Source organism: Ruegeria sp. B32 (genome assembly GCF_025141855.1).
In the GTDB taxonomy this organism is placed as follows: domain Bacteria; phylum Pseudomonadota; class Alphaproteobacteria; order Rhodobacterales; family Rhodobacteraceae; genus Ruegeria; species Ruegeria arenilitoris.
Genome location: NZ_CP081106.1, coordinates 2,080,297 through 2,105,407 on the forward strand (window position 1 = coordinate 2,080,297; position 25,111 = coordinate 2,105,407).

Sequence of the window (25,111 nt, forward strand, 5' to 3'; positions counted from 1 at the left end):
TCCAAAGCCAAAGAATGGCAGAAGGTTACGGGGATTCGATCCATTCGGCCACACCGCCCGGCAGCTCGGGCCGGAAATAGGCAATCATCCGTCCGTCCGGCCCCGCCGTTGCCCCCGCCCCCCAAGGCGCGACCCCATGCAGACAATGGCGATGCAACACGTAGGTTTCGCCGGGCGAAGCCGAAACTTCGATACGCGGGCAGGTTTCGAACACTTCGCGACGAGCGGCCTGATAGGCCTCGGTGATATCGGTCTGCGCCCACCGGGTGCGCGGAACACCGGCCAACGCAGCCTTGAAAGCCGCGCCCATGATCTTGTGGCTGCCATCCCAAACGACCAGAGGCGCGGCATCTGCGCTCGCCTGTGTCAGAGGAATACCCAGGACCCATGCGTGAGTTTCGTCGATCTTGCGCCGACGGTCCGGGCCGCCGGGTTTCAGACCATCCACATGCGCCGCGTCGCGCTTGGCCCGGTATCGGGCCGCCGCCTCGTTCTCGCCCCTGCGCGGGCGCGGATAGCCGGGATAGACGACCGAGACCTGCCCCTTGTGCAATTTGATCGATTCATAGTGTTCAACCAGAAACGCGACAGCCTGCCCGCTCAACGGGGCTGAGGCCCCGACACGCCCTGCCCCGTCATTGGGCAGAGCATCGACGCCGATGAACCAGGTGCCTTCGCAATCCAACCACTGCCGGTGGGCTGGGTCACTGGCGGCCTGCTGCGCCAGTGGTAGGGCGTGGGCCACCCAGTCTGCTATGGGCTGGTCGTAGGGGAATACTTCCCACCCCCGTGACCAAAAAGGCCTTACCACCCCACTGCCTTGCGCAGCATATTCAGGGCCACCAGCGTGAGGAAAACGGCAAACACCCGTTTGAGCGGCTTGGGGTCCATCGCATGGGCCAGTTTCACCCCCCAGGGCGCGGTGATCATCGTCATCGCAACAACCACACCAAAGGCCACAAGATTGACGGCGCCGATGGTCAGCGGCGGACGGTGTTCAGCTGCGATCGGCAGAAACAGAAAGCCCAGTACCGAGGGTACGGCGATGATCACGCCAAAGCCCGCGGCCGTCGCAACGGCCCGATGGATCGGTGTGTTGTAGAGGCTCATCAGGGGCACCCCAAAGCTGCCGCCGCCAATTCCCATCAGCACCGACAGAAACCCGACCAAAGGCGAAATCACCAACCGCTTCAGCCCGCCGGGCATGGCATCACCCAATCGCCATTCGGACTTGCCAAGTCCCAGATAGGCGCCAATCACCATTCCAAGGATACCGAACAGCGCCTGCAACGCTTCCGTGCGCAGGGCCGAGGCGACCAGTACGCCAACAATCGCACCGACAGCGATACCCGGACCCCAACCGCGCAGAATATCCCAATCGACGGCGCCTTTCTTGTTGTGACTCAGCACCGAACGAACCGAAGTCACGATGATCGTGGCAAGTGACGTCGCAAGACACAGCTGCATCAGCTGCGGGCCACCATATCCCAGCGTTTGAAACGCGTAGAAGAAGGCCGGCACCAGAACGATCCCGCCACCTACTCCCAAAAGGCCAGCCAAAACACCGGCGAGCGCGCCGATCACAAGCAAAAGGCCCAGCATCTGGGCCAGCAACATCGTATCGGGCATCCGTCCCCCTTGGTCCCCGGCCCGTGGGCCGTCTTAAAATACTTGCGCCGCCTCGGCATCCGGTGCCACGCGGGACAGCGCGCCCAGAACCACGTCGGGTCCGGCATGGTCTTTGACCGCGCCTTCGGACAAAGCACGCCTCCAACCACGAGCGCCCGGGCGTCCTGCGAACAATCCCAGCATATGTCGGGTGATCTGGTGCAACCGCCCCCCGCCGGCAAGATGCCGATCGATATAGGGCAGCATTTTCATCACGACTTCAACCGGATCCGCCTTTTGCCCCGACCCGTAGATCAGCGGGTCGGCATCGGCCAGAATATCGGTCGGCTGATGATAAGCAGCCCGGCCGATCATCACTCCGTCCAGTCCGGCGTCCAGATGCACCTGGGCTTCGGCCAGTGTCGTGATGCCTCCGTTGATCGAGATGTGGAGATCCGGAAAACCGGCTTTCATCCGGTGAACCAGATCGTAGTCCAGCGGCGGTATGTCCCTATTTTCTTTCGGGCTAAGCCCCTGAAGCCAAGCCTTGCGGGCGTGGATCGTCACGCGCCGACAGCCGGCAGCGCGAATCCGATCCAGAAAGTCGGGCAATACGTCCTCGGGGTTTTGGTCATCCACGCCGATCCGACATTTGACCGTGACATCGACATCAACAACTTCCCGCATGGAGGCCACGCAATCGGCGACCCGGCCCGCCTCTTTCATCAAGACGGCTCCAAACGTTCCTGATTGAACCCGATCCGACGGGCAGCCGCAGTTCAGGTTGATCTCGTCATATCCGGCCTCAGCCCCCAATGCGGCCGCCTGAGCCAGCTCCTGCGGGTCAGATCCGCCCAATTGCAGAGCGACGGAATGTTCCTCGGGGCTATGGTCCAGAAGATGCAGCGCTCCACCCCGTACCAGAGCAGGGGCCGTCACCATTTCCGTGTACAAAAGCGTTTCAGCACTGAGCAAACGGTGCAGATACCGACAGTGCCGATCGGTCCAATCCATCATCGGCGCAACCGACAAGCGCGCAGCGCGACTGACTTCGCTGCGATCAGCATGTGCCCGAGATTGAAACCCAGCCATCAGTGCACGTTCCTTTTTGTGGCCCAGACAAAAGTGCGGCGCCCGGCCAAGCCGGGTCCGCGCTAGGCGTCTACCACTGTTTGACGCCAGATTTCCACCGTCGGATTGCTAGGCCCGGACGTCCGTTGGAGATTGTTCGGAGCGCTCGGCAAAACTGCCGCGCGTCCGGTTGGCGAAAGCCACCAGCGACAGCATCACCGGCACCTCGACCAAAACACCCACCACCGTGGCCAGAGCCGCACCCGAATTCAGGCCGAACAGGCTGATGGCGACGGCCACCGCCAGTTCAAAGAAGTTGGACGTGCCGATCAGTGCGCAGGGCGCCGCAATCCGGTGCGGCACGCGCAGGGCAAAAGCCGCCGCATAAGCCACCGCAAAGATCCCGTAGGACTGGATCAGGATGGGCACGGCGATCAGCGCGATAACCATCGGGCGGTCCAAGATCACTTGCCCCTGCAGGCCGAACAGGATGACGACGGTCGCGATCAGGCCGACAACGCCCCATGGTTTGACCCGGTCGCGGAACGCCTCGATCCGCTCGGCCGAGCCCAGCCGGTTGCGCGTCCAGACACCTACCGCCAGGGGCAGCGCCACGAACAGAACAACCGACAGGACCAGCGTCTGCCACGGAACCGAAATGTCGGTCACACCCAGCAGGAAGGCCACGATCGGGGCGAAAGCAAAGACCATCACGATGTCATTCACCGACACCTGCAGCAGGGTATAGTTCTCGTCCCCCTTGGTCAGATGCGACCAGACGAACACCATTGCCGTGCAGGGCGCCGCACCCAGCAGGATCAGCCCCGCGATATATTGCTGGGCATCGGCGGGCGCGATCAGGTCGGCGAAGACGTATTCGAAGAACAGCACGCCCAGCGCGGCCATGGTGAAGGGCTTGATCAGCCAGTTGACCACCAGGGAGATCGCCAGCCCCTTGGGCTGTTTCACCACGTCGCGCAGGCTGCTTGGGTCGACCCCCACCATCATCGGATAGACCATGGCCCAGATCAGCACCGCCACCACCAGGTTGACATTGGCCACCTCGGCCGCGGCGATGGCCTGGACCAAACCCGGCGCGAACGAGCCGATGGCGATCCCGGCGACCATGGCCAGCGCGATCCACAGGGACAGATACCGTTCAAATACGCTCATGCAGAGATCTCCGAAGTTGTGTGGGGCTGCAAGCGCCCCGCAGCCAAGGCGGAAAGCGCGACCATGGCGGCCGCCGTCCCGAGCATCAAGGGCAACCCGCCCCATTGATAAGTCAGGCCGGACAGCAGCGTACCCAACAGCCGCCCGCCCGCATTGGCCATGTAGTAGAAACCCACATCCATCGTCACCCGCTCGGCCCGGGTGAAGGCCAGGATCAGATAGGAATGCAGCGAGGAATTCACCGCAAAGACCGCGCCAAAGGCCAGCAGGCCACCCACCAGCGTCAGCGTCAGCCACGGCGCGGGCCCAGAGGACATCAGCGCAGCCACCGTCAGGACGGCCGGCGCGCAGGCCAGCCCCCAGGCCCAGCTGCGCGCTGCTGCGACCAGATCGGCCTCATCCCGCGCCCCTGCCCGCAGCAGACGCGGGGCGGCAGCCTGAACAATGCCGTACAGAATGATCCACAAGGCCATGAACTCGCCGATCAGAAAAAAGGCCGAGCGGTTGCCGGCTTCGCTGCCATCCGACAGCACGGCGTAGAAATAGATCGGGATGCCGACGACGAACCAGACGTCGCGCGCCCCGAACAGGAAGACCCGCGCCGCGGACAGCCAGTTCACATTGGCCGATTTCGAAAAGACCTCGGAAAATTTAGCGCCCTTGCGGCCCTTGGGCAGCCCCGGCGGCATCGCCAGCAGCACCGCCACCAGGATCAGGAACAACACCCCCGCCATGCCCACCACGGCACCCGTGAAGCCGAACCCTGCCAACAAGGCCGCTCCCAGCAGGAAGCCCACCCCTTTGACCGCGTTCTTCGACCCGGTCAGCACCGCGACCCAGCGGAACAACCCGCCACCTTCGGTGGGGGCCAACAGCTTGACCGCCGATTTCGACGACATCTTGGTCAGGTCCTTGGCCACGCCGCTGGCACCCTGCACGACCATCACGAAGGCGACGGACATACCGATGGTCCAGCCCGGATCCAACTGCGCTAGCGCCAGCAATGCCAGCACCTGTATCGTCAGCCCCGCGTACAGGGTCGCGGTCAGACCGAACCGCGCGGCGATCCACCCGGCGGCCAAGTTGGTGGCCATCCCGGCGATCTCGTACAGCACGAACAGATAGGCCAGCTGAACCGGCGAAAAGCCCAGCGTGTGAAAATGCAGCAGCACCAGCAGCCGCAGGGCGCCGTCGGTCAGCATGAAGGCCCAATAGGCAGCCGTGACGGCCATATAGGCCGACAGCCCGTCGGGACGTTGGGAAGCGCGGGTCAAAGCGATGCCCCGACCATCATCGCGACATCCACCAGACGGTGCGCATAGCCCATCTCGTTGTCGTACCAGGCATAGACCTTTACCTGGGTTGCATTCACCACCATGGTCGACGGTGCATCCACGATGCTGGACCGGGTGTCATTGGTATAGTCGGTCGAGACCAGAGGACGCTCCTCATAACCCAAAATGCCGGCCAGAGGCCCCTCGGCCGCGTCCTTGAACAGGGCGTTCACCTCTTCGGCGGTGGTTTCGCGTTCCACCTCGAACACGCAATCGGTCAGCGAGGCATTCAGCAGCGGCACCCGCACCGCATGCCCGTTCAACCGCCCCGTCAGTTCGGGATAGATCATGGTGATCGCCGTGGCACTGCCAGTGGTCGTGGGGATCAGCGAATTCAGCGCCGACCGGGCACGGCGCAGGTCCTTGGCCGGACGGTCCACGATCGTCTGCGTATTGGTCACGTCATGAATCGTGGTGATCGAGCCGTGCCGGATGCCCAGGCTCTCGTGGATGACCTTGACCACCGGGGCCAGGCAGTTCGTGGTGCAGCTGGCCGCGGTCACGATGCGGTGGCGCGCCGGGTCATAAGTGCCTTCGTTCACGCCAAAGACGATATTGGCCGCATCACCATCCTTTACCGGAGCCGAGACCACCACCTTCTTCACACCGGCGTCAAAGTAAGGGGCCAGCTTTGCCTCGGTCTTGAAGACCCCGGTGCAGTCGATGACGACGTCGACGCCCTCAAGCGGCAGATCCGACAGGTTGCGGGTTCCGACAAAGGGCAACCGAACGCCGTCGATGGTGACCGAGTTTTCGTCATGACTGAAGTCGGCGGCCCAGCGGCCATGCACGGTGTCGAACTCCAGAAGATGCGCGTGCATCGCGGGGTCCCCCACCGCATCATTGATCCAGGCGATCTGCGCCCCTTTCTCAAGCAGGGGTTTCAAGGCCAGCTTGCCGATGCGGCCAAGGCCGTTGAGAGCATAAACGGTCATGCGGTTTCTCCGGTATGGATCTGGCCGATGTCATCAACGGCCTTCTGAAGGGACATACGGTCAAGGGTTTCGAACGGCAGCGACGAAAAGGTCAGGATCCGGTTGCGCAGCGCGCCATAGGCCTGCTGGAAGGCAAGGCTTTTTTGGGCCTCTGTCCCCTCGGCCTTCACCGGATCGGGCATACCCCAATGCGCGCTGACCGGCTGCCCGGGCCAAGCGGGGCAATCTTCGTTCGCAGCCTGATTGCATACGGTGAACACGAAATCGAACTTCGGCGCGCCCGGGGCCTGGAACTCGCCTACATTCTTGGCGCGCAGGTCCGAGATGTCGTGCCCATTCTGCCGCAGCACCTCAAGCGCCGCTGGGTTCAACTGGGACTGCGGACGTGTACCGGCGGAAAACACGTTGAACCGGTCGCCGCCAAGCTGCTTCAACAGGGCCTCGGCGAAAATCGAACGCGCGGAATTCCCGGTGCATATGAACAATACGTTGTAGGTACGCGGGGCCTTGGCCGCATGCGCGTCAACGCCGTTGAGTGGACTGGGCGCGCAGAGTTCCGGACGCCCACGGCAGCAATCCAGCAGAAGGTAATCGAACGTCTGCCGCACGGCGTCCATATCCACCGAGTAGCGCAAGGACGTCCCGACCCTTTCCTGCGTCACAAGGTCGGCCTGCATCAGCGCGTTTACGTAGTTGGACAGCGTATTCGGCTTGAGGTCCAACGCCATGGCAATCTCGGTCGCGGGTATGCGATCGGGATACCGGCGCATCAACAGCCGGAAAACGGCCAACCGAGCCGGATGACCCAAGGTGGACAGGCGGTCGGGAATCACTTTTTCCATAATTCATGGATATTCGAATTACAGACGAAATCAAGTGCCCGTTTTTGGCGCGTTTAAACCGCAGGCAAGATTTTACGATTGGCCACAAAGATGCCCCTCGCCCAAAACGGAACGACGGGTGAATTGATATTGAAGAAAATGGTGCGGCCGAGAAGACTCGAACTTCCACGGGTGTTACCCCACAGCGACCTCAACGCTGCGCGTCTACCAATTCCGCCACGGCCGCACTGCCTGTGACTTGGTAGGCGGCGTATAGACGCTTGGCAAAAGGATGTGAAGAGGCAAAAGCAACCGCATTGGAATTCCCGGCCCGCAACCATATCTGTGGGGTCATGAAACCCGATGCCACATCGCAGCAGGAGCATCCGATGACCACACCCGATCCCCGCCCCGTCATCCAAGTCGACATCGTATCCGATGTCGTATGCCCGTGGTGCATCGTCGGGTTTCGCCAGCTTGATCTGGCGCTGGAGCAGGAGAACGTGCTGGCGCAGCTCCGGTGGCACCCGTTCGAGTTGAACCCCGCAATGGGGCCAGATGGCCAGAACCTGCGAGAGCACATCATGGAAAAGTACGGCTCGACCGCCGAGCAGAGCCAGCAGGCCCGAGACCGGTTGACCGCGTTGGGTGCAGATTTGGGTTTCACGTTCAATTTCAATGATGACAGCCGGATCGTGAACACCTTTGCTGCGCATCAACTTCTGGACTGGGCCGAAACGCATGGCAGGCAACACCCGCTGAAGCTGGCGTTGTTCAAGGCCTATTTCACAGATCAGCGGGATGTTTCGAAAATTGAGGTATTGCTGGATGCCGCTCAGACCGCCGGGCTCGACCCAGACGCCGCCCGCGCGGCGTTGGAATCGGGCGCGCATGCAGGCCCGGTACGGCAAAAGCAACAATTCTGGACCAGCCGAGGCATCACCGGAGTTCCGGCAATGGTTTTTGGCGGCAAGTACCTGCTGACGGGTGCGCAGGGCAACGAGACCTACGCTCAGGTCCTGCAGCGATGCCGGGCCGAGGCCGCCTAACCTCTTTCGCTTGGACAGCAGGACGGCTATGAGGCGCGCATGGAATGGAAGATCACCGACGGACTGACCGACTATGACACCGCCGTCGCCTTCATGGAGGCGCGGGTGGCCGAGATTGCGGCCGGAACCGCGGACGAGTGCATCTGGTTCTTGGAGCATCCGCCGCTCTATACGGCCGGAACATCAGCCAAACCCCAAGACCTGACCGACCCGGATCGATTCCCGGTCTATGCCAGCAAGCGCGGGGGCGAATACACCTATCACGGACCTGGCCAGCGGGTCGTCTATGTCATGCTGGATGTCGGAAAGCGCGGCCATGATGTCCGCCGCTTTGTCAAACAGCTGGAAACCTGGGTGATCTCGGCACTGGCCGAGTTCAACGTCCACGGAGAAATCCGCGAAGGCCGTGTCGGTGTGTGGGTGCCGCGCAAGGACAAGCCGCTGACCGTCAGCGGCGAACCAGCCGAGGACAAAATCGCTGCGATCGGCATCCGCTTGCGGAAATGGATCAGCTTCCACGGTATCTCGATAAACGTGGAACCGGACCTGGAGCATTTTTCGGGCATCGTTCCCTGCGGCATCCGGGAGTTCGGCGTGACTTCGTTGGTGGATCTGGGATTGCCGGTGACAATGGCCGATGTCGATGTGGCTCTGCGCAAAACCTTTACTGAGGCTTTCGGCCCCGAGGCGGCCTGACCCCCTCGCATCGACCATGGTCTCGAATCGCAGAATCTGACCCCGCGGAACGACAATCCTCGATGCAGGGTTCTTCTGTTTCTCAATATGGTCGCAAATTTCCGAAGATTGCCGCGAATTGCCTTAAAATTTAGGGAATCTCCTTCTTCCTTCCACACAACAGCCGCAGTTTGAGGTATCATGAATATACCGTTCAAGAGTGAGTGGTATGTTAACCGGTGATCGCGGCCAGCCCGCGAAAATCGATCAAGTGTTTGGTTACGAGTCTGCCGTTCCGACCCCATATCGGAACGGCAATTCTCGTTTTTGGGGCCTCAGTTTTCGCCTGATTGGTCCGCGGCATGGCCGAACCGCATGGTCTTTGGGCAGGACCGAGCGGCCATTTCCACCTCAAGCGTCAGGTGGCCGATCCCAAAACTGTCGCGCATAGTTTGTTTCACCAGACCGCGCACCTCTTCAGCCTGCGACCAGGCGGAGTCTTCGACCACCAGATGCGCGGTAAGAGCGGGCTGGTTTTCCTGCATGCTCCACAAGTGGACATGGTGAACCTCGCGCACGCCGTCCATTGCCTCAATGGCCGAGGCGACCTCCTCGGGGTCCAGATCGGGCGGCGCGCCAAGCATGAGAACACGGATCGTTTCTCCGATCTCGCTTTGGACATGCCAGAGGATGTACATCGAGATCAGAATGGTGACGGCCGGATCGACCCAGGTCCAGTTGAACAGGATCACAGCCACCCCGGCCACGATCACTGCAACCGATCCCAGCGCGTCAGCAACATTGTGCAGAAAAGCCGCGCGGATATTCATGCTGGTTTTGGCCATGCTATAAGTCAGAAGCGCGGTGATCAGATCCACCACCAACGCCAGCATGGCTATCCAGACCACAAGCCAGCCGTCAATCGGCTCGGGCTGAAAGAACCGGGTCACCCCTTCGTACATCAGGTACACAGCGATGACGATCAGTGTGGTATAGTTGACCAGCGCCGCGACCACTTCGGCCCGACCGTATCCGAAGCTCATGCGCGGGTCGGCTGGGCGCCGGGCAATCTTGCGGGCAAAGAACGCGATGATCAGTGCAATCGCGTCGGAAAAATTGTGCAGCGCGTCAGCGATGAGCGCCAGCGACCCCGAAAAGATTCCGCCGACCACCTGTGCCAGCGTCAGAAACATGTTGACCGCGATGGCCCATGCCACCCGCGCGTCTCCGGCATCGGCGTCGATTTGGGCGTGGTTTTTGTGTCCGGCGTGGGAATGATCATGCGCCATGATGTCGTGTCCTTGTCTGGGTCATGGTCCATACCTAATTCCTCTAGTGACTAGAGGTTCAAGGAGGATTGCGGAAAATGTTCTCGATCGGGGATTTGTCACGGCGCACAGGCGTCAAAGTCGCCACGATCCGGTTTTACGAAGAAAGGGGCCTGCTGCCACCGCCGGAACGGAGCGCTGGCAACCAAAGGCGCTATGACCGCGCCGCGCTCGAGCGGCTGCACTTTGTCAAACACACGCGCGATCTTGGACTGCCACTGGCCGATGTCGAGGCCCTGCTGTCATTGGAAGGCGCCCAAGGCGCCGATCTGAACCGGGCACACGAAATCGCCGAGCGGCAACTGGCGGACCTACAAGATCGTATTGCAAAACTGCGCCGGCTCGAGACCGAACTTGCCCGGATCGCAGCCGCCTGCGACGGGCAGCACGACCACGTTTGCTCAGTCTTGCAGGCGTTTGGGGATCACGATGCCTGTTCAGGGACGCATCAGGCGCCCCCACCCGTCACGCCAGCGCAGCCCTGATGCGCTCGGCGTGTTTGGCGATCTCGTCGAAATCGCCCATCTTGCCGGGCGGGCGCAGAGAGACGCCCTCGTGCCGGGGAAGGACATGGAAATGCAGGTGAAACACCTCCTGCCCTCCGGCCGCCTCGTTGAACTGTTGGATGGTCACCCCTTCGGCGTCAAAGGCGCGCATGACCGCAAGCGCCAGTTTCTGAACCGTGGTCATGACTGCGGCCAATTGCTCGGGTGTGGCATCCAGCACGTTGCGGCAAGGCGTTTTCGGGATCACCAGAAGGTGCCCGTCCGCACGCGGCATGATATCCATGAAAGCCAGCGTGTCCTCATCCTCGTAGACGCGGGTCGAGGGGATCTCGCCCCGCAGGATCTTGGCAAAGATGTTTTCGGGATCATAAGCGGTCATGGTGGGTCTCCGACAAAGGGGCTGCGTGTTGTTCTGCGGCCAAGCCCGCAGCGGGTCAAGGCGTGATTCCGCCCTTGGACAGCCCCTGTCCTTGCAATTCGCCCGATCATCCCCAGATACCGGTCATCCAAGGCCGATATCGCGCGGGTGTCCTCCTGCCCCGCGACAATTATTCTTGATCCAGATCAAACTCGGCCATTGAAGGCCGCCCCCTTGCATTCTAAAACCAGCAGGAATCCCGCGCGCCGGAGAGGTCCGGCTGCGCGGTCTATTTGCAACAGGAGGCACCTAAATGGCAGACGCAGCCATTCATGGTCACGATCATGAAGACCAGCGCGGGTTCTTTACCCGGTGGTTCATGTCGACCAACCACAAGGATATCGGGATCCTTTACCTGATCTTCTCGGCCTTTGCCGGGTTCATCTCGGTCGCGATGACCATCTACATGCGGCTTGAACTGATGCATCCGGGCGTTCAGTACATGTGCCTGGAAGGCTTCATGGCCGATCCCTGTACGCCCAACGGACACCTGTGGAACGTTATGATCACCTATCACGGTGTTCTGATGATGTTCTTCGTGGTCATCCCCGCCCTGTTCGGCGGTTTTGGCAACTATTTCATGCCGTTGCAGATCGGTGCGCCGGACATGGCGTTCCCGCGGATGAACAACCTGTCCTTCTGGCTGTATGTCGCCGGCACCTCGCTGGGCATCGCGTCGCTGCTGGCCCCTGGCGGCAACGATCAGGCCGGCTCGGGTGTGGGCTGGGTTCTTTACCCGCCGCTGTCGACGACCGAAGGCGGCATGTCCATGGACCTGGCGATCTTTGCCGTGCACGTATCGGGCGCCTCCTCGATCCTCGGCGCGATCAACATGATCACCACCTTCCTGAACATGCGTGCCCCGGGCATGACCCTGTTCAAGGTTCCGCTGTTCAGCTGGTCGATCTTCGTCACTTCGTGGCTGATTCTGCTGTCGCTGCCGGTTCTGGCGGGCGCGATCACCATGCTGCTGATGGACCGCAACTTCGGCTTCACCTTCTTTGACCCGGCCGGTGGCGGTGACCCGATCCTGTACCAGCACATCCTTTGGTTCTTCGGCCACCCCGAAGTGTACATCGTGATCCTGCCCGGTTTTGGCATCATCAGCCACGTCATCGCCACCTTCTCGCGCAAGCCGATCTTCGGCTATCTGCCGATGGTGTGGGCGATCATCGCAATCGGCGCGCTGGGCTTCGTCGTGTGGGCACACCACATGTACACCGTCGGCATGTCGCTGCGTCAGCAGGCCTACTTCATGCTGGCCACGATGGTCATCGCGGTTCCGACGGGGGTCAAGGTGTTCTCGTGGATCGCCACCATGTGGGGCGGCTCGATCGAGTTCAAGACGCCGATGCTGTTCGCCTTCGGCTTTCTGTTCCTGTTCACCGTCGGCGGTGTGACCGGTGTGGTTCTGTCGCAGGCCGGTATCGACCGCGCCTACCACGACACCTACTATGTCGTCGCGCACTTCCACTACGTGATGAGCCTGGGCGCAGTCTTCGCAATCTTTGCAGGCGTGTACTTCTACTTCTCCAAGATGACGGGCCGTCAGTACTCGGAGTTCTGGGGCAAGGTACACTTCTGGATGTTCTTCATCGGTGCAAACCTGACCTTCTTCCCGCAGCACTTTCTGGGCCGTCAGGGCATGCCGCGCCGGTATATCGACTATCCCGAAGCCTTCGCTCAGTGGAACTTCGTGTCGTCGATCGGAGCGTTCGTCTCGTTCGCTTCGTTCCTGCTGTTCTTCGGGATCGTGTTCTACGCCCTGTTCCGTGGCGCCAAGGAAACACGTCCGAACCCGTGGAACGAATACGCGGATACGCTGGAATGGACCCTGCCCTCGCCGCCGCCCGAGCACACGTTCGAGCAGCTGCCCAAGCAGGAAGACTGGGACAAAGGCCACGCGCACTGATCCCTTCCCGAAAACAGGAAACCCCGCCTTCACGGCGGGGTTTTTCTTTTACTGTTCGCGCTCTATCGGCCATCGCATTCCGCGGGCGGTCGCAATATCGTTGAAAATCGGGTATCCTTGGGGCGCCGCATGTCCGGCCAATCTCCGAGGTCACCATGCCCGATATTGATTTCTGGTACTCCATCGGCAGCACTTACAGTTTCCTGACCATCATGCGTCTGGACGATTGGTGCGCAGAACACCAGGCGCAGGTTAACTGGCGCCCTTTCGACGTGCGCGCGGTCATGTCTGAACAGAAGAACATTCCGTTTGCGGGCAAACCCGTCAAGTCGGCCTACATGTGGCGCGACATCGAACGCCGCGCAGCCAAGTACCATATCCACGCCAAGCTGCCCGCCCCCTATCCGATCTCGAACCTTGAATTGGCCAACCAGGTCGCGCTGCTGGGCATCCGTGAAGGATGGGGCAAGAGCTTTACCCAAAACCTTTACAGGATCTGGTTTGAGGACGGTATCGAAGCCGGCAGTGAAAACGCCATGTCCGAAGCTCTGTTCCGCTGCCAGCTGGACCCGCTGCCAGTCTTAGCCCGCGCGCGCAGCCCCGAAATCGAAACCGCGTTGAAAGCTGAAACCGAAACGGCGGTGGGCCTGGGCGTATTCGGCGCGCCCAGCTTTGTCACGCGGGGCGAAGTGTTCTGGGGCGACGATCGGCTTGAGGATGCGCTGTCCTGGGCGAGGGTCGGACACGTCGTTTGAAATTGGCAATCGACACCGGATCAGCAGGCGCTATTCTTGCAATATGCCCTACCATTGGAACGACAGCTCGAACTCGGAACAGGAATTGCGCCTTTGGCCGCACAATTCCCTGCCACCGCGCGGCGCGATGGCCGTAGTGCTATCGGTTTTCCTGTTTGGACTGATCCCCCTGCTTGCTGTTCTGGGATCGGTTCTGCTGTGGGGGCTATTGCCGTTCCTTCTGTTGACGGTGGCAGGCCTATGGCTTGCGATCCAGGCAAACTATCGGTCCCGAAACGTGTTTGAGGTCCTGACGCTTACCGGAACCCAAGCACGCCTGATCCATCACAGCGCCCGGACCGGCCAGCAGGAATGGACTTGCAATCGATACTGGGCCCGTCCGGAAATGCACAAGGCCGGCGGACCCGTCCCGAACTATGTGACCCTGTCGGGTGAAGGACGGGTGGTCGAGATTGGCGCGTTCCTCTCAGAGGAGGAACGCATTGCCTTGTATGATGATCTGGTAAAACGGCTGCGCGAACCGGCGCTTGAATAAAGCGCGTCAGCAGTCGCCGTTCGACGCTGCGCACAGGTGGTCTTTGACCAGCGGCCCCACCTTTCCAAAGTCCATCTGGCCTGTGTAGTTGGCCTTGAGCTCGCCCATGACCTTGCCCATGTCCCGGATCGACCCGGCACCGGTCGCCGTGATCGCCGTCTGGATGGCCTTTGCGACCTCATCATCATCCAACTGCTTGGGCAGGAATTCCTCGATGATCTTCACCTCGCGCAGTTCGCGCTCGGCCAGGTCCAAACGACCGCCTTCCTCATAGGCCCGCGCGCTTTCCTTGCGCTGCTTGCTCATTTTCCCAAGAATCTCAAGAACATCCGCGTCATCGCAGCCCTTGGCCTCTTCGTTTCCGGCCGCGCGCAGCGCGATGTCCCGATCCTTGATCGCGGCATTGACCAGCCGCAGCGTCGACAGACGCTCGGCATCCTTGTCCTTCATTGCTTGCTTCAGGGCAGTGGTCACCCGAGTTCGCATATCCATCTGTTCTGTCCATCCCCATGGCAACGGAACCCCGAACATATCTAAACAAAATCCGAGGCACAACAGCAGACAGATAAGGCTAAATCATTGAAAAACAACAATAGCCCAAAATTTGAACAGGGTTGACCCGAGGCACCAACCCCCTTAGTTATGCGCCGATTTACCCGATAGGAGAGTCGCGCCATGGCCCATCAAGCCACGTCCAAGCCCACCGCATGTCTGGCTCTGGCCGACGGAACACTCTTCTTCGGAACCGGGTTCGGCGCCACGGGACAAACCGTGGCCGAGCTGTGTTTCAACACCGCGATGACCGGGTATCAGGAAATCATGACCGACCCGTCCTATGCCGGGCAGATCGTGACTTTCACCTTCCCGCATATCGGCAATGTCGGCGTCAATCCCGACGATGACGAAACCGCCGATCCGGTGGCCGCGGGCATGGTGGTCAAGTGGGACCCGACCGAGCCGTCGAACTGGCGCTCGGCCGAGCGGCTGACCGACTGGCTGGCACGCCGTGGCCGGATTGCCATCGGTGGAGTCGATACCCGCCGGCTGACCCGCGCGATCCGCCAGCAAGGCGCTCCGCATGTCGCGCTGGCCCATGACCCGCAGGGCAACTTCGACATTGAAGCCCTGGTTGCAGCGGCGCGTGGTTTCGCCGGGCTGGAGGGCATGGATCTGGCCAAGGACGTGACCTGTGCCCAAAGCTACCGCTGGGACGAGATGCGTTGGGCCTGGCCGGACGGCTACCAGCGTCAGGAAGCGCCCGTGCACAAGGTCGTCGCGCTGGACTACGGCGCAAAACGGAACATCCTGCGCTGCCTGGCCTCGGCCGGTTGCGACGTGACGGTCCTGCCCGCAACCGCAACCGCGGCTGAGGTACTGGCGCACGACCCCGACGGCGTGTTCCTGTCCAACGGCCCGGGAGACCCGGCTGCCACCGGCACCTATGCTGTGCCGATGATCAAGGAAATACTTGAAACCACGGATCTGCCGATTTTCGGGATCTGCCTTGGTCACCAGATGCTGGCACTGGCGTTGGGCGGCAAGACCATCAAGATGAACCACGGACACCACGGCGCGAACCACCCGGTCAAGGACCTGGAAACCGGCAAGGTCGAGATCACCTCGATGAACCACGGATTCGCGGTCGACGCCCAATCGTTGCCTGCGGGGGTGGTTGAAACCCACCGGTCGCTGTTCGATGGCTCGAACTGCGGCATCCGCATGTCCGATCGCCCGGTGTGTTCGGTTCAGTATCACCCCGAAGCCTCGCCCGGCCCGCAAGACAGCTTTTACCTGTTTGAACGGTTTGCCGCGGCCATGGCCGACCGAAAAGTGCGCGCTTAATCCCGCAGGTTTGCGGGCCGCGTCAACGTTAACCCGGAATTAACCTTGATTGAGCAACTCTGACCCGACACTTCGGGCAGGGTGCTATGATGGTTGAATTGAATTTTCTGGGTCACGGGCCTGCGACCCCGGTTTCCGGCATTGGCCCGCGCAAACCTTTGGGCACTTGCCTGATCGACTTGGGGGTGATCACCCCCGCTCAACTGGATCACGCCCTGAAACTGCAGGAGCGGCAGAACGCTCCTCTGGGCGAAATTCTGGTTGGCGAGCATATGGCCTCGCGCGGCGATGTGTTGTTGGCGCTGGGCCAACAACATGGGCTGCAGATCGCCGATCTGGAAAACACGCCGCCACCCGCTGACCTTTGCGCGCTGCGCCCGATGCGGTTCTGGCTGACGCACAACGCCATTCCGTGGCTGCGAGTCGGGCCCGTGCTTTTGGTCGCGACGGCATACCCAGACCGCTTTGATGAAATACGGTACGGGTTGACAGATTGCGCCCAGACAGTCCTGCCTGTGCTGGCCGCACCCGATGACATCGACCAAGCCATCGCCCGACATTACGCAAAACCTTTGGCTGAGGCGGCGGAAACGCGGGCGCCGCTATCGCAAAGCTGCCGCTCATGGACTGCGAGTTCACGTCTCCTGCCGACACTTTTGGCGCTGGCTGCGCTTCTGGGCCTGGGTCTGCAACCGAATGCCGGGCTATCCGTGCTGTTCTGGGCAGCAGTTTCAACGCTGATCCTGTTCCTGATTCTTCGGCTGGCCGGGTTGATATCGTATCTCTTCCCCAAAAAGGCCGAGAAACCAGACGGTCTGCTTGCGCAACACCGCCTGCCCTGCGTGTCCATTCTGGTGCCGCTGCACAAGGAACGGGAAATCGCCGGTGCGCTGATCCAACGGCTGACACGCCTGACCTATCCAAAGGCGCTGTTGGACGTGATCCTGGTCTTGGAAGAGCATGATGACGTCACCCGGTCAGCGCTTGCGCAGACCACCTTGCCCAGCTGGATCCGAACGCTGGAGGTGCCCGATCTTGGCAACCTGACCACCAAACCACGGGCGATGAACTATGCGCTGGATTTCTGCCGAGGAGAGATTTTGGGCGTCTGGGATGCTGAGGATGCGCCTCTGCCAGACCAAATCGAGACCGTGGTGGAGCAATTCGCCCGCGCGCCCGATGATGTGGTCTGCCTGCAGGGTGTTCTGGACTACTACAACCCGCGCACCAACTGGCGCTCGCGTTGCTTCACCATCGAATACAGCGGTTGGTTCCGCGTGATCCTGCCCGGAATCGCGCGGTTGGGTCTTGTGGTGCCGCTGGGTGGAACGACGTTCTTCTTCCGCAGGGACAAGCTGTTGGAATTGGGGGGCTGGGACGCTCACAATGTGACCGAGGACGCGGATTTGGGGGTTCGGCTCAGTCGCGCGGGCTATCGCACCGAAATCGCGAACACCGCCACGTATGAAGAGGCCAATTTCCGCGCCTGGCCTTGGGTGAAGCAACGCTCACGCTGGCTCAAAGGGTTTATGGTCACGTACCTTGTCCACATGCGCTCGCCCCTGGCATTGATGCGCGATCTGGGGATGTGGCGCTTTCTGGGTGTCCAAGCCTTTTTCCTGGGGACGGTCGGACAATTCCTGCTCGCCCCGGTGCTGTGGGTCTTCTGGCTGACCTTTTTGGGGCTGACGAACCCATTTGAAGCCGTTGTATCCACGCACGTTTTCCGCGTCTGTGTTTACCTGGTCCTGACCACCGAGACCGCAAACATCCTTGTTGGAGGCTTGGGCGCGGCGGCCGGAGGGCGATTTTTCTTGCTGCCGTGGGTCCCGACCATGGCACTCTACTACCCCTTGGGTGTGGCAGCAGCATACAAGGCGCTTTGGGAACTGGCGGTCAGACCGTTCTTCTGGGACAAGACCCAGCACGGACAGGCCAGCGAAGAAGTGCAGCCAGATGAGGAAGCTATTTCTCGCGCCGGATTGCATCCTGCTTCAGCCGGGTCATGAACGCGACCGAGATATGTTCCTTCAGGGCTCGGTCGGCGGCTTCTTCGTCATGAGCCGCGATCGCCTCGACGATCCCCTTGTGCTCACTCTGAGCGATCTCACCGCGGCCCTGCGCGGCCAATGAAGTCGTTGCCATCAGAGCCATGGTGCGATGGACAAGGTCCAATTGCTGCACAAGGTAGCGGTTGTGCGACGCAAGGTGGATCTGCTCGTGGAACCGCCGGTTGGCCCGGGACAGCGCCACTGGATCATCCACAAGCGCGTCATCGGCTTCGACCATATCCTGCAGGACTTTGATTTCTTCATCCGTGGCGTGGCGCGCGGCCAGTCGGGCCGCCAGCCCTTCCAATTCGCGCCGCACGACATACAGCTCGGCCATCTGGTTGTGGTCAAGCGAGGCCACGATCAGCGACCGCCCGTCACGTTCCAGCAGCGACTGCGTCTCGAGCCGCTGCAGCGCCTCGCGGATCGGGGTGCGCGACACGCCGAACCGCTCGGCCAGTTCGCTTTCCACCAGCCGGTCGCCGGGTTTGTACACCCCCACGTCAATCGCTTCGAGGATCAGGCTGTAGGCATCGGTCTGGGGCTGTCGGGACTGGTTCATTTGGTCGGGTCTCTCCTCGTTCGGACCTGTCTATCCGGGCCATGGGTCTGCAATCAAGTGCGCCATTGAAAACCCGGTGGCCTCGGCCTAAACCCAAGCATATGGTCAAGCCTGCATTTTCACATGTCACCCAATGGGTGTTCGATCTGGACAATACCCTGTATCCGCCACAGATGCGCCTGTTCGACCAGATCGAGGTGCTGATGACCGAATACGTGGTCGAAGCCCTTCGCGTTGACCGGGCCGAGGCTGACCGGCTGCGCCAGCACTATTGGCGCGAACACGGCACCACGCTGGCCGGGCTGATGGCCGAACATGACCTGGACCCCGAGCCCTACTTGCACGCGGTTCATCAGGTCGACCTGAGCCACATGGAGCCCGACCCTACGCTGGCCGCGCATATCCGGGCTTTGCCGGGGCGGCGCATCGTCTACACCAACGGCAGCGCGCCCTATGCCGAGCGGGTTCTGGCCTCGCGCGGGTTGGATGGGCTGTTCGACGCGATCTATGGGGTCGAACATGCGGGATATCGGCCCAAACCGGACAAGGCCGCGTTTGAAACGGTCTTTTCCCGCGACGGCATCCACCCCGACCGCGCCGCGATGTTCGAGGACGAGCCGCGCAATCTGAAGGCCCCGCATGACATGGGCATGCGTACGGTGCATGTTGCCCCCGATCCTCATGAGGCGGATCACATCCACCACCACACCGATGACCTGACCGCGTTTCTCGCCCGCCTAATCTGAACCACCCGAGACTGCGACGAAATGCGCCTGCGCGCAGCCTGAAACTGCGACGATCCGCGCATTCTGCAGCTGCAAAGTCGTTCCTACATCAGGCTCAGCGACGAACAGAACTGGAGACCCAGATGACCGCGATCGAGATGCCCGGCCGCCTGCCCTTTTGGCAGCGCCTGCTTTTTGCAATTCCCCTGTTTGGCTGGCTGGCCCGCGATGCGGCCAATGGCAAGCCCGAGGATCTGGGTTATACCGTTGCGGCACTGGTCAGCATGTGGGGCTGTTCCGCCCTGTTGTTCGGCCTGCCGGGCCTGTATCTGCCGGCCCTGGCGATGGTGCCGGTGATGTTCCTGATTCTGGTCCTGATTTCACGCGGCTAGACCACGGGACAGGATGTCACTTGGCGCAGGCCCCAGAACCGCACTAGGGTCCGCAGGCAACGGAGAGTGACGCGATGACCGACAGTTGTGACATCCTGATTTCCGGCGGCGGAATCGCCGGGCTGACCGCGGCGGCCGTATTCGGCGCCGCAGGGTTCGACGTGATCTGCGTGGACCCGACCCCGCCCGTCACAGACCGAGACGCCGACGGATCCGACCTGCGCACCACCGCGTTTCTGCAACCGGCCCACGGCCTGCTGCAGCACTGCGGGTTGTGGGACCGGCTGGAACCCCACGCCGCGCCCCTGCAGATCATGCGCATCGTGGACGCAGGCGGCGACATCCCCGAGCCGCGCGTTGTGCGCGATTTCAACGCCGCCGATATCTCGGATCAACCCTTTGGCTGGAACCTGCCCAACTGGCTGCTGCGGCGCGAGATGGTGGCCCGGCTGCACGAACTGCCGAATGTCGATTTCCGCCCCGGCACCGGCACCGTCAGCCTGTTCACCCGCACCGCCGAGGCCCGTGTGGGCCTGTCGGACGGCACGCGCATCCGCACCAAGCTGGTGATCGCCGCCGATGGCCGCAACTCGCCCATGCGCGAGGCTGCGGGGATCAAGGTCCAAACCACGCGATACGGGCAAAAGGCACTGGCCTTTGCAGTGACCCATCCGATCGCCCATGAAAACGTCTCGACCGAGATCCACCGGTCCGGCGGGCCGTTCACTCTGGTCCCCCTGCCCGACTGGCAGGGCCAGCCCTCGTCGGCGATCGTGTGGATGGAGCGCGGCCCGCGCGCGGTCGAACTGCTGAACCTGCCCGAGACCGAATTCGAGGCCGCGATGACCGAGCGGTCCTGTGGCCTGTTCGGACCGCTGAAACTGGCCTCGCGTCGGACGATCTGGCCGATCATCAGCCAATCGGCCGAGCGCCTGTCGGCCCAGCGCGTGGCCCTGATGGCCGAGGCCGCCCATGTGGTACCCCCGATCGGCGCACAGGGGTTGAACATGTCTCTGGGGGATCTGCGCAGCCTGCTGGACCTGGCCCAAGCCCGGCCCGAGGGTCTGGGAGATGCCCAGATGCTCGACGCCTATCACAAGGCCCGCCATGCCGAGATCGAACTGCGCATCAAGGGGATCGACCTGCTGAACCGCGCCTCGATGGTCGAGGCACGGCCGTTGCGCGATGCGCGCGCCGCAGGGCTCAACGCGCTTTATTCGATGCCGGTGGTGCGCAAGACGCTGATGCAGATGGGCCTCGGCGTGCGCTGAGGCCCATACCGGCCTACAGCACCTGATCCAGAACCCGCTTCAGCCGGGCCACCGTGCCATCGACATCATACAGCTTGTCCAACCCGAACAGGCCCAGGCGGAAGGTGCTGAACCCTTCGGGCTCGTCACATTGCAGCGGCACGCCGGCTGCGATCTGCATGCCCAGCGCGGCGAATTTCTTGCCGTTCTGCACCTCGGGGTCGTCGGTATAGCTGACCACCACCCCCGGCGCGCCAAAGCCTTCGGCCGCGACCGAAACGACCCCCTTGTCGCGCAGCATCGCCCGTACTGCATTGCCCAGCCGCCATTGCGCATCGCGCAGCTTTTCGAACCCATGGTCGCGGGTCTCCAGCATCGTGTCCCGGAACGCCCGCAGCGCATCGGTGGGCATGGTGGCATGATAGGCATGGCCGCCGCCCTCATAGGCCTGCATGATCTGGCGCCATTTCTTCAGGTCCAGCGCGAAACTGTCCGAGGCGGTCTCGGCCAGCCGCGCCTCGGCGCGGTCGGACAGCATGACCAGACCGGCACAGGGCGAGGCGCTCCAGCCCTTCTGCGGGGCCGAAATCAGAACGTCCACGCCGGTGGCCTTCATGTCGATCCAGGCACAGCCCGAGGCGATGCAGTCGAGCACCATCAACGCACCGACCTCGTGCGCGGCGGCGGCCATCGCCGATACATAGTCGTCCGGCAGAATGACCCCGGCCGAGGTTTCCACATGCGGCGCGAACACCACGCCGGGTCGCTGGCTGCGAATGGTTTCGACCACCTCGTCGATCGGCGCAGGCGCAAAGGGCGACGGGCTGGAATTCCCCGTTTGACGGGCCTTCAATACGGTGGTTGACGCCGTCAGCCCCCCGGTTTCGATGATCTGGCTCCAGCGATACGAGAACCAGCCGTTGCGCACCACCAGCACATCGGCACCGCGGGCGAACTGGCGGGCCACGGCCTCCATCGCGTAGGTTCCGCCACCCGGCACCACGGCCACGCCGCCCGCACTATAGACCTCACGCAACATCCCTGAGATGTCGCGCATCACCTGATGGAACGCCTGCGACATGTGGTTGAGCGAGCGGTCGGTGAACACGACCGAGAATTCTTCGAGCCCGTCCGGATCGACTGTATTCAACAATGCAGGCATGTTGTCTCCTTTTCTGGGTTGCTCACTTTCTGAAGGCTTTGCATCTGTTGGTAAAGTGCTCATTGACCCTCATGCGCTTCCCCTAGGTCAACGGTCAGAAGCTCGGCTGGACACCCGTTTCAACAGCCTGAGAGGCCGAATTGACGCCAATTAGTGTCACCTCTCTCTTTACACCTTGACGTGTTTCTGAACAGATACGCACATCTTGAGCTTGAAAGGATATTTTAGACCGTGAACGTTCAAAAGCGGATCAGTTTTCAATTCGTTCGGGACGAAGTGAAGCGGCGGATCGAGACACGGGTCTGGCCCCAAGGTTCCTTGCTGCCGACCGAAACCCAGCTTGCCGAAGAGTTCAACTGCGCGCGCGCAACCGTCAACCGTGCGCTGCGCGAACTGGCAGAGCAAGGGTTCGTCGAGCGCAAGCGCAAGAGCGGAACGCGGGTCAAGAAATCACCCAGCAAACAGGCCAAGCTGGAACTGTCGCTGGCCCGTCAGATCGTCGAAGACCAGAACCAGACCTACCGCTATGCCCTGGTCGAGCGCAGCATCGACAAGAGCCCGGGCTGGCTCAGCTCGCAACTGGGTCTGCCGCCGCAATCGCAGATCCTGCATCTGGTGTGCATGCACTATGCCGACAACCGCCCGTTTCAGCACGAAGAACGCTGGATCAACATTTCGGCCGTCCCCGAGGTTGAAGATGCCAATCTGGAAGAAGTCGGGCCGCATGAATGGCTGTTGAATGCGAACCCCTTCATTGACGCCGAGCTTGCACTCTACGCCATTTCCGCCGACAGCCACTTGGCAGATTATATGGGAACGACGACCGGGGCCGCGATGATTCAGCTTGAGCGCACGACCTGGAAAGACGGACAGCCGGTTTCGTTTGCCCGCCTGACCCACCATCCGGGCTATTGCATCCGTACCCGTTACTGACCGCTAGCCAATCGGCCCGGGCAGGCGTTCTTCGCTCAGCAGTACATTTGCTTCGACATCCCCGGCCCCCGGCAGGGTCATGATACGACGCCGCAGAACACGCTCGAAATCTGCCAGATCGCGTGCCACCACCCGCAGTCGGTAGTCATACAGGCCCAGTACGTGTTCCACGGTTTGGACTTCGGGAATGGCGCTAACGGCGCGTTCGAAATCCTCGAGGCTGACCTGGCCTTTGCGCGCCAGCTTGACGCCCAGAAATACTGTGACACCGAACCCCAGTGCCTCGGCGTTCAAGCGCAGCCTGCGCCCCTTGATGATGCCCGCCTGCTCCAGCCGCCGGATCCGGCGCCAGGTGGCAGGCTGCGACAGACCGAAACGCCGCCCCAGCGCACCTGCACTCTGCGTCGCGTCCTGAGCCAAAGCGCGCAGCAGTTTGCGGTCCAGTTCATCCAGTTCGATCATACCGGCAGCACCTCGTCCCGCTTGACCCGCGCGATGTGCATCAGGGCCTCGATATCGGCGATATGCGGCAGGGTCAGGATACGATCGCGATAGACCTGCTGATAATGCGCCATGTCCCGCGCGATGACGGACAGGCGGACATCCACCCGCCCCAGAAAGGTCTGGATCTCGATCACCTCGGGCACTTTGCGGGCGGCTTCGGTGAATTCGTCGAATGCGCGCGGCTGGGTTTTGTCCAGCGTCACCCGCAGCGAAACCTCGACCGCATAGCCCATGGCGGACCAGTCGATCACGGCCTCCTGCCCCTGAATGATCCCGGCGGCCTGCATCTTTTCGATCCGGCGCCAGCACACGCCATTACTGATCCGGCACCGCTCGGCCAGTTCGGCGGTGCTCAGGCTTGGGTCGGCCTGAAAATGGCGCAGGATACGGCGGTCGATGTCGTCAAGCATGACTTTTTCAAGTTTTCCGGATTCTACGAATTATTCTTCGCTTCTGTCGTCAATATCCAATGTCATCGCTCTCGCCAATAGCAATCACTGCAGATAGAACCGCAGCAATCGAAACAGAAAGGACCGGCAAAATGCGCGTCTATTACGATCGCGATTGCGACATCAACCTGATCAAGGACAAGAAAGTGGCCATTCTGGGCTATGGCTCTCAAGGCCACGCCCACGCGCTGAACCTGCGCGACTCAGGCGCCAAGAACCTGGTCGTCGCCCTGCGCGAAGGCTCGCGCTCGGCCAAGAAAGCCGAAGCCGAAGGCCTGCAGGTGATGGGCATTGCCGAGGCCGCGGCCTGGTGCGACGTCATCATGTTCACCATGCCCGACGAGCTTCAGGCCGAGACCTACAAGAAATACGTGCATGACAACATCAAGCCCGGCGCGGCAATCGCCTTTGCCCACGGCCTGAACGTGCATTTCGGCCTGATCGAGCCGAAAGAGGGCGTGGACGTCATCATGATGGCCCCCAAAGGCCCCGGCCACACGGTGCGCGGCGAATATGTCAAAGGCGGCGGCGTGCCCTGCCTGGTGGCCGTTCACACCGACGCGACCGGCAAGGCGCTGGAAATCGGCCTGTCCTACTGCTCGGCCATCGGCGGCGGCCGTTCGGGCATCATCGAGACCAACTTCCGCGAGGAATGCGAAACCGACCTGTTCGGCGAGCAGGCCGTTCTTTGCGGCGGTCTGGTCGAACTGATCCGCTGCGGCTTTGAAACCCTGGTCGAGGCCGGCTATGCGCCCGAGATGGCCTATTTCGAGTGTCTGCACGAGGTGAAGCTGATCGTGGACCTGATCTATGAAGGCGGCATCGCCAACATGGACTACTCGATCTCGAACACCGCGGAATACGGTCAATACGTGACCGGCCCGCGCATCCTGCCCTATGAGCAGACCAAAAAGGCGATGAAAGAGGTTCTGAACGACATCCAGCAGGGCAAGTTCGTGCGCGACTTCATGCTGGAAAATCAGGTCGGTCAGCCCACGATCAAGGCCTCGCGCCGTGCCAATGACGAACACCAGATCGAAGAAGTCGGCAAAAAGCTGCGGGGCATGATGCCCTGGATTTCGGCCGGCAAGCTGGTCGATCAGGAAAAGAACTAAGCCCGA

Annotated in this window: 27 protein-coding genes and 1 tRNA gene; 13 read left to right on the forward strand and 15 right to left on the reverse strand. The window is 61.6% G+C overall.

Features of this window, described 5'->3' with window-relative positions; translation table 11 throughout:
* Positions 1 to 25: 25 nt before the first annotated feature.
* From K3752_RS10550 to K3752_RS10585, 8 genes are all read right to left on the reverse strand, one after another.
* The gene (locus tag K3752_RS10550) at positions 26 to 745 is read right to left on the reverse strand and encodes a hypothetical protein (protein WP_260063204.1); all 720 of its coding nucleotides are present in this window, start codon (positions 743 to 745) and stop codon (positions 26 to 28) included.
* Between the two features lie 59 nt (positions 746 to 804).
* Positions 805 to 1,629 (reverse strand): sulfite exporter TauE/SafE family protein, encoded by an 825-nt coding sequence (locus K3752_RS10555; RefSeq protein WP_170337959.1) that lies wholly within the window; start codon positions 1,627 to 1,629, stop codon positions 805 to 807.
* Between the two features lie 33 nt (positions 1,630 to 1,662).
* Positions 1,663 to 2,625, reverse strand: coding sequence for a tRNA dihydrouridine(20/20a) synthase DusA (dusA, locus tag K3752_RS10560; RefSeq protein WP_260066296.1), 963 nt, complete (start codon positions 2,623 to 2,625; stop codon positions 1,663 to 1,665).
* Between the two features lie 183 nt (positions 2,626 to 2,808).
* Positions 2,809 to 3,852, reverse strand: coding sequence for an ACR3 family arsenite efflux transporter (gene arsB / locus K3752_RS10565; protein ID WP_260063205.1), 1,044 nt, complete (start codon positions 3,850 to 3,852; stop codon positions 2,809 to 2,811).
* On the reverse strand, positions 3,849 to 5,084 hold the full coding sequence (arsJ, locus tag K3752_RS10570; RefSeq protein ID WP_409233617.1) for an organoarsenical effux MFS transporter ArsJ: 1,236 nt from the start codon (positions 5,082 to 5,084) through the stop codon (positions 3,849 to 3,851). The genes arsB and arsJ overlap by 4 nt, the downstream gene beginning before the upstream one ends.
* A gap of 38 nt (positions 5,085 to 5,122) precedes the next feature.
* Positions 5,123 to 6,121, reverse strand: a complete 999-nt coding sequence (locus K3752_RS10575) for an ArsJ-associated glyceraldehyde-3-phosphate dehydrogenase (RefSeq protein WP_260063207.1) — start codon at positions 6,119 to 6,121, stop codon at positions 5,123 to 5,125.
* The gene (locus K3752_RS10580; RefSeq protein WP_260063208.1) at positions 6,118 to 6,963 is read right to left on the reverse strand and encodes a helix-turn-helix domain-containing protein; all 846 of its coding nucleotides are present in this window, start codon (positions 6,961 to 6,963) and stop codon (positions 6,118 to 6,120) included. The genes K3752_RS10575 and K3752_RS10580 overlap by 4 nt, the downstream gene beginning before the upstream one ends.
* A 139-nt stretch (positions 6,964 to 7,102) precedes the next feature.
* Positions 7,103 to 7,189: transfer RNA gene (locus tag K3752_RS10585), tRNA-Leu, on the reverse strand.
* Between the two features lie 142 nt (positions 7,190 to 7,331).
* Here K3752_RS10585 and K3752_RS10590 point away from each other — a divergent pair.
* Together K3752_RS10590 and lipB are read left to right on the forward strand one after the other, a co-directional pair.
* The gene (locus K3752_RS10590; RefSeq protein ID WP_222457192.1) at positions 7,332 to 7,991 is read left to right on the forward strand and encodes a DsbA family oxidoreductase; all 660 of its coding nucleotides are present in this window, start codon (positions 7,332 to 7,334) and stop codon (positions 7,989 to 7,991) included.
* A 39-nt stretch (positions 7,992 to 8,030) separates the two neighbouring features.
* Positions 8,031 to 8,687, forward strand: a complete 657-nt coding sequence (lipB, locus tag K3752_RS10595; protein ID WP_093962478.1) for a lipoyl(octanoyl) transferase LipB — start codon at positions 8,031 to 8,033, stop codon at positions 8,685 to 8,687.
* A gap of 314 nt (positions 8,688 to 9,001) precedes the next feature.
* Here the strand turns inward: lipB and K3752_RS10600 are convergent, their stop codons facing one another.
* Positions 9,002 to 9,955 (reverse strand): cation diffusion facilitator family transporter, encoded by a 954-nt coding sequence (locus K3752_RS10600; protein WP_260063209.1) that lies wholly within the window; start codon positions 9,953 to 9,955, stop codon positions 9,002 to 9,004.
* Positions 9,956 to 10,032: 77 nt separating this feature from the next.
* Between K3752_RS10600 and K3752_RS10605 the strand changes: the two genes are divergently transcribed.
* On the forward strand, positions 10,033 to 10,479 hold the full coding sequence (locus K3752_RS10605) for a helix-turn-helix domain-containing protein (protein WP_170358616.1): 447 nt from the start codon (positions 10,033 to 10,035) through the stop codon (positions 10,477 to 10,479).
* Here the strand turns inward: K3752_RS10605 and K3752_RS10610 are convergent.
* Positions 10,460 to 10,879, reverse strand: a complete 420-nt coding sequence (locus K3752_RS10610; RefSeq protein ID WP_260063210.1) for an HIT family protein — start codon at positions 10,877 to 10,879, stop codon at positions 10,460 to 10,462. The genes K3752_RS10605 and K3752_RS10610 overlap by 20 nt on opposite strands.
* A gap of 292 nt (positions 10,880 to 11,171) precedes the next feature.
* Between K3752_RS10610 and ctaD the strand changes: the two genes are divergently transcribed.
* The 3 genes from ctaD to K3752_RS10625 all read left to right on the forward strand — a co-directional run bounded on the left by ctaD (position 11,172) and on the right by K3752_RS10625 (position 14,120).
* Positions 11,172 to 12,830 carry a cytochrome c oxidase subunit I gene (ctaD, locus tag K3752_RS10615; RefSeq protein ID WP_170337942.1) on the forward strand — a complete coding sequence of 553 codons (1,659 nt, stop codon included), beginning with the start codon at positions 11,172 to 11,174 and terminating at the stop codon, positions 12,828 to 12,830.
* 155 nt (positions 12,831 to 12,985) lie between these two features.
* A complete protein-coding gene (locus K3752_RS10620) occupies positions 12,986 to 13,585 on the forward strand; it encodes a 2-hydroxychromene-2-carboxylate isomerase (RefSeq protein ID WP_170438771.1) in 600 nt (199 codons plus the stop codon).
* A 43-nt stretch (positions 13,586 to 13,628) separates the two neighbouring features.
* On the forward strand, positions 13,629 to 14,120 hold the full coding sequence (locus K3752_RS10625) for a DUF2244 domain-containing protein (RefSeq protein WP_222456880.1): 492 nt from the start codon (positions 13,629 to 13,631) through the stop codon (positions 14,118 to 14,120).
* A gap of 6 nt (positions 14,121 to 14,126) precedes the next feature.
* On the opposite strand, the gene K3752_RS10630 is transcribed toward K3752_RS10625, so the two are convergent.
* The gene (locus tag K3752_RS10630) at positions 14,127 to 14,612 is read right to left on the reverse strand and encodes a GatB/YqeY domain-containing protein (RefSeq protein WP_170338416.1); all 486 of its coding nucleotides are present in this window, start codon (positions 14,610 to 14,612) and stop codon (positions 14,127 to 14,129) included.
* A gap of 183 nt (positions 14,613 to 14,795) precedes the next feature.
* On the opposite strand from K3752_RS10630, the gene carA reads away from it, so the two are divergent.
* On the forward strand, positions 14,796 to 15,962 hold the full coding sequence (carA, locus tag K3752_RS10635; RefSeq protein WP_260063211.1) for a glutamine-hydrolyzing carbamoyl-phosphate synthase small subunit: 1,167 nt from the start codon (positions 14,796 to 14,798) through the stop codon (positions 15,960 to 15,962).
* 89 nt (positions 15,963 to 16,051) lie between these two features.
* Positions 16,052 to 17,971 (forward strand): glycosyltransferase family 2 protein, encoded by a 1,920-nt coding sequence (locus K3752_RS10640; RefSeq protein ID WP_260063212.1) that lies wholly within the window; start codon positions 16,052 to 16,054, stop codon positions 17,969 to 17,971.
* Here the strand turns inward: K3752_RS10640 and K3752_RS10645 are convergent.
* Positions 17,928 to 18,575, reverse strand: coding sequence for a GntR family transcriptional regulator (locus K3752_RS10645; RefSeq protein ID WP_093962488.1), 648 nt, complete (start codon positions 18,573 to 18,575; stop codon positions 17,928 to 17,930). The genes K3752_RS10640 and K3752_RS10645 overlap by 44 nt on opposite strands.
* Positions 18,576 to 18,676: 101 nt before the next feature.
* Between K3752_RS10645 and K3752_RS10650 the strand changes: the two genes are divergently transcribed.
* From K3752_RS10650 to K3752_RS10660, 3 genes are all read left to right on the forward strand, one after another.
* On the forward strand, positions 18,677 to 19,321 hold the full coding sequence (locus K3752_RS10650) for a pyrimidine 5'-nucleotidase (protein ID WP_260063213.1): 645 nt from the start codon (positions 18,677 to 18,679) through the stop codon (positions 19,319 to 19,321).
* A 122-nt stretch (positions 19,322 to 19,443) separates the two neighbouring features.
* Positions 19,444 to 19,692, forward strand: a complete 249-nt coding sequence (locus tag K3752_RS10655; RefSeq protein ID WP_093962490.1) for a hypothetical protein — start codon at positions 19,444 to 19,446, stop codon at positions 19,690 to 19,692.
* A gap of 74 nt (positions 19,693 to 19,766) precedes the next feature.
* Complete coding sequence (locus K3752_RS10660; protein WP_260063214.1) at positions 19,767 to 20,963, forward strand: UbiH/UbiF family hydroxylase; 1,197 nt, start codon at positions 19,767 to 19,769, stop codon at positions 20,961 to 20,963.
* Positions 20,964 to 20,976: 13 nt separating this feature from the next.
* Here the strand turns inward: K3752_RS10660 and K3752_RS10665 are convergent, their stop codons facing one another.
* The gene (locus tag K3752_RS10665; RefSeq protein ID WP_260063215.1) at positions 20,977 to 22,104 is read right to left on the reverse strand and encodes an aminotransferase class V-fold PLP-dependent enzyme; all 1,128 of its coding nucleotides are present in this window, start codon (positions 22,102 to 22,104) and stop codon (positions 20,977 to 20,979) included.
* A 231-nt stretch (positions 22,105 to 22,335) separates the two neighbouring features.
* Between K3752_RS10665 and K3752_RS10670 the strand changes: the two genes are divergently transcribed.
* Complete coding sequence (locus tag K3752_RS10670; protein WP_170363152.1) at positions 22,336 to 23,037, forward strand: GntR family transcriptional regulator; 702 nt, start codon at positions 22,336 to 22,338, stop codon at positions 23,035 to 23,037.
* A gap of 3 nt (positions 23,038 to 23,040) precedes the next feature.
* Here K3752_RS10670 and K3752_RS10675 read toward each other — a convergent pair whose 3' ends face one another.
* A complete protein-coding gene (locus K3752_RS10675) occupies positions 23,041 to 23,499 on the reverse strand; it encodes an Lrp/AsnC family transcriptional regulator (RefSeq protein ID WP_170363151.1) in 459 nt (152 codons plus the stop codon).
* A complete protein-coding gene (locus K3752_RS10680) occupies positions 23,496 to 23,951 on the reverse strand; it encodes an Lrp/AsnC family transcriptional regulator (RefSeq protein WP_170366436.1) in 456 nt (151 codons plus the stop codon). Before K3752_RS10680 ends, K3752_RS10675 begins: the two co-directional genes overlap by 4 nt.
* 131 nt (positions 23,952 to 24,082) lie before the next feature.
* On the opposite strand from K3752_RS10680, the gene ilvC reads away from it, so the two are divergent.
* Complete coding sequence (ilvC, locus tag K3752_RS10685; protein ID WP_170390472.1) at positions 24,083 to 25,105, forward strand: ketol-acid reductoisomerase; 1,023 nt, start codon at positions 24,083 to 24,085, stop codon at positions 25,103 to 25,105.
* Positions 25,106 to 25,111: the final 6 nt, after the last annotated feature.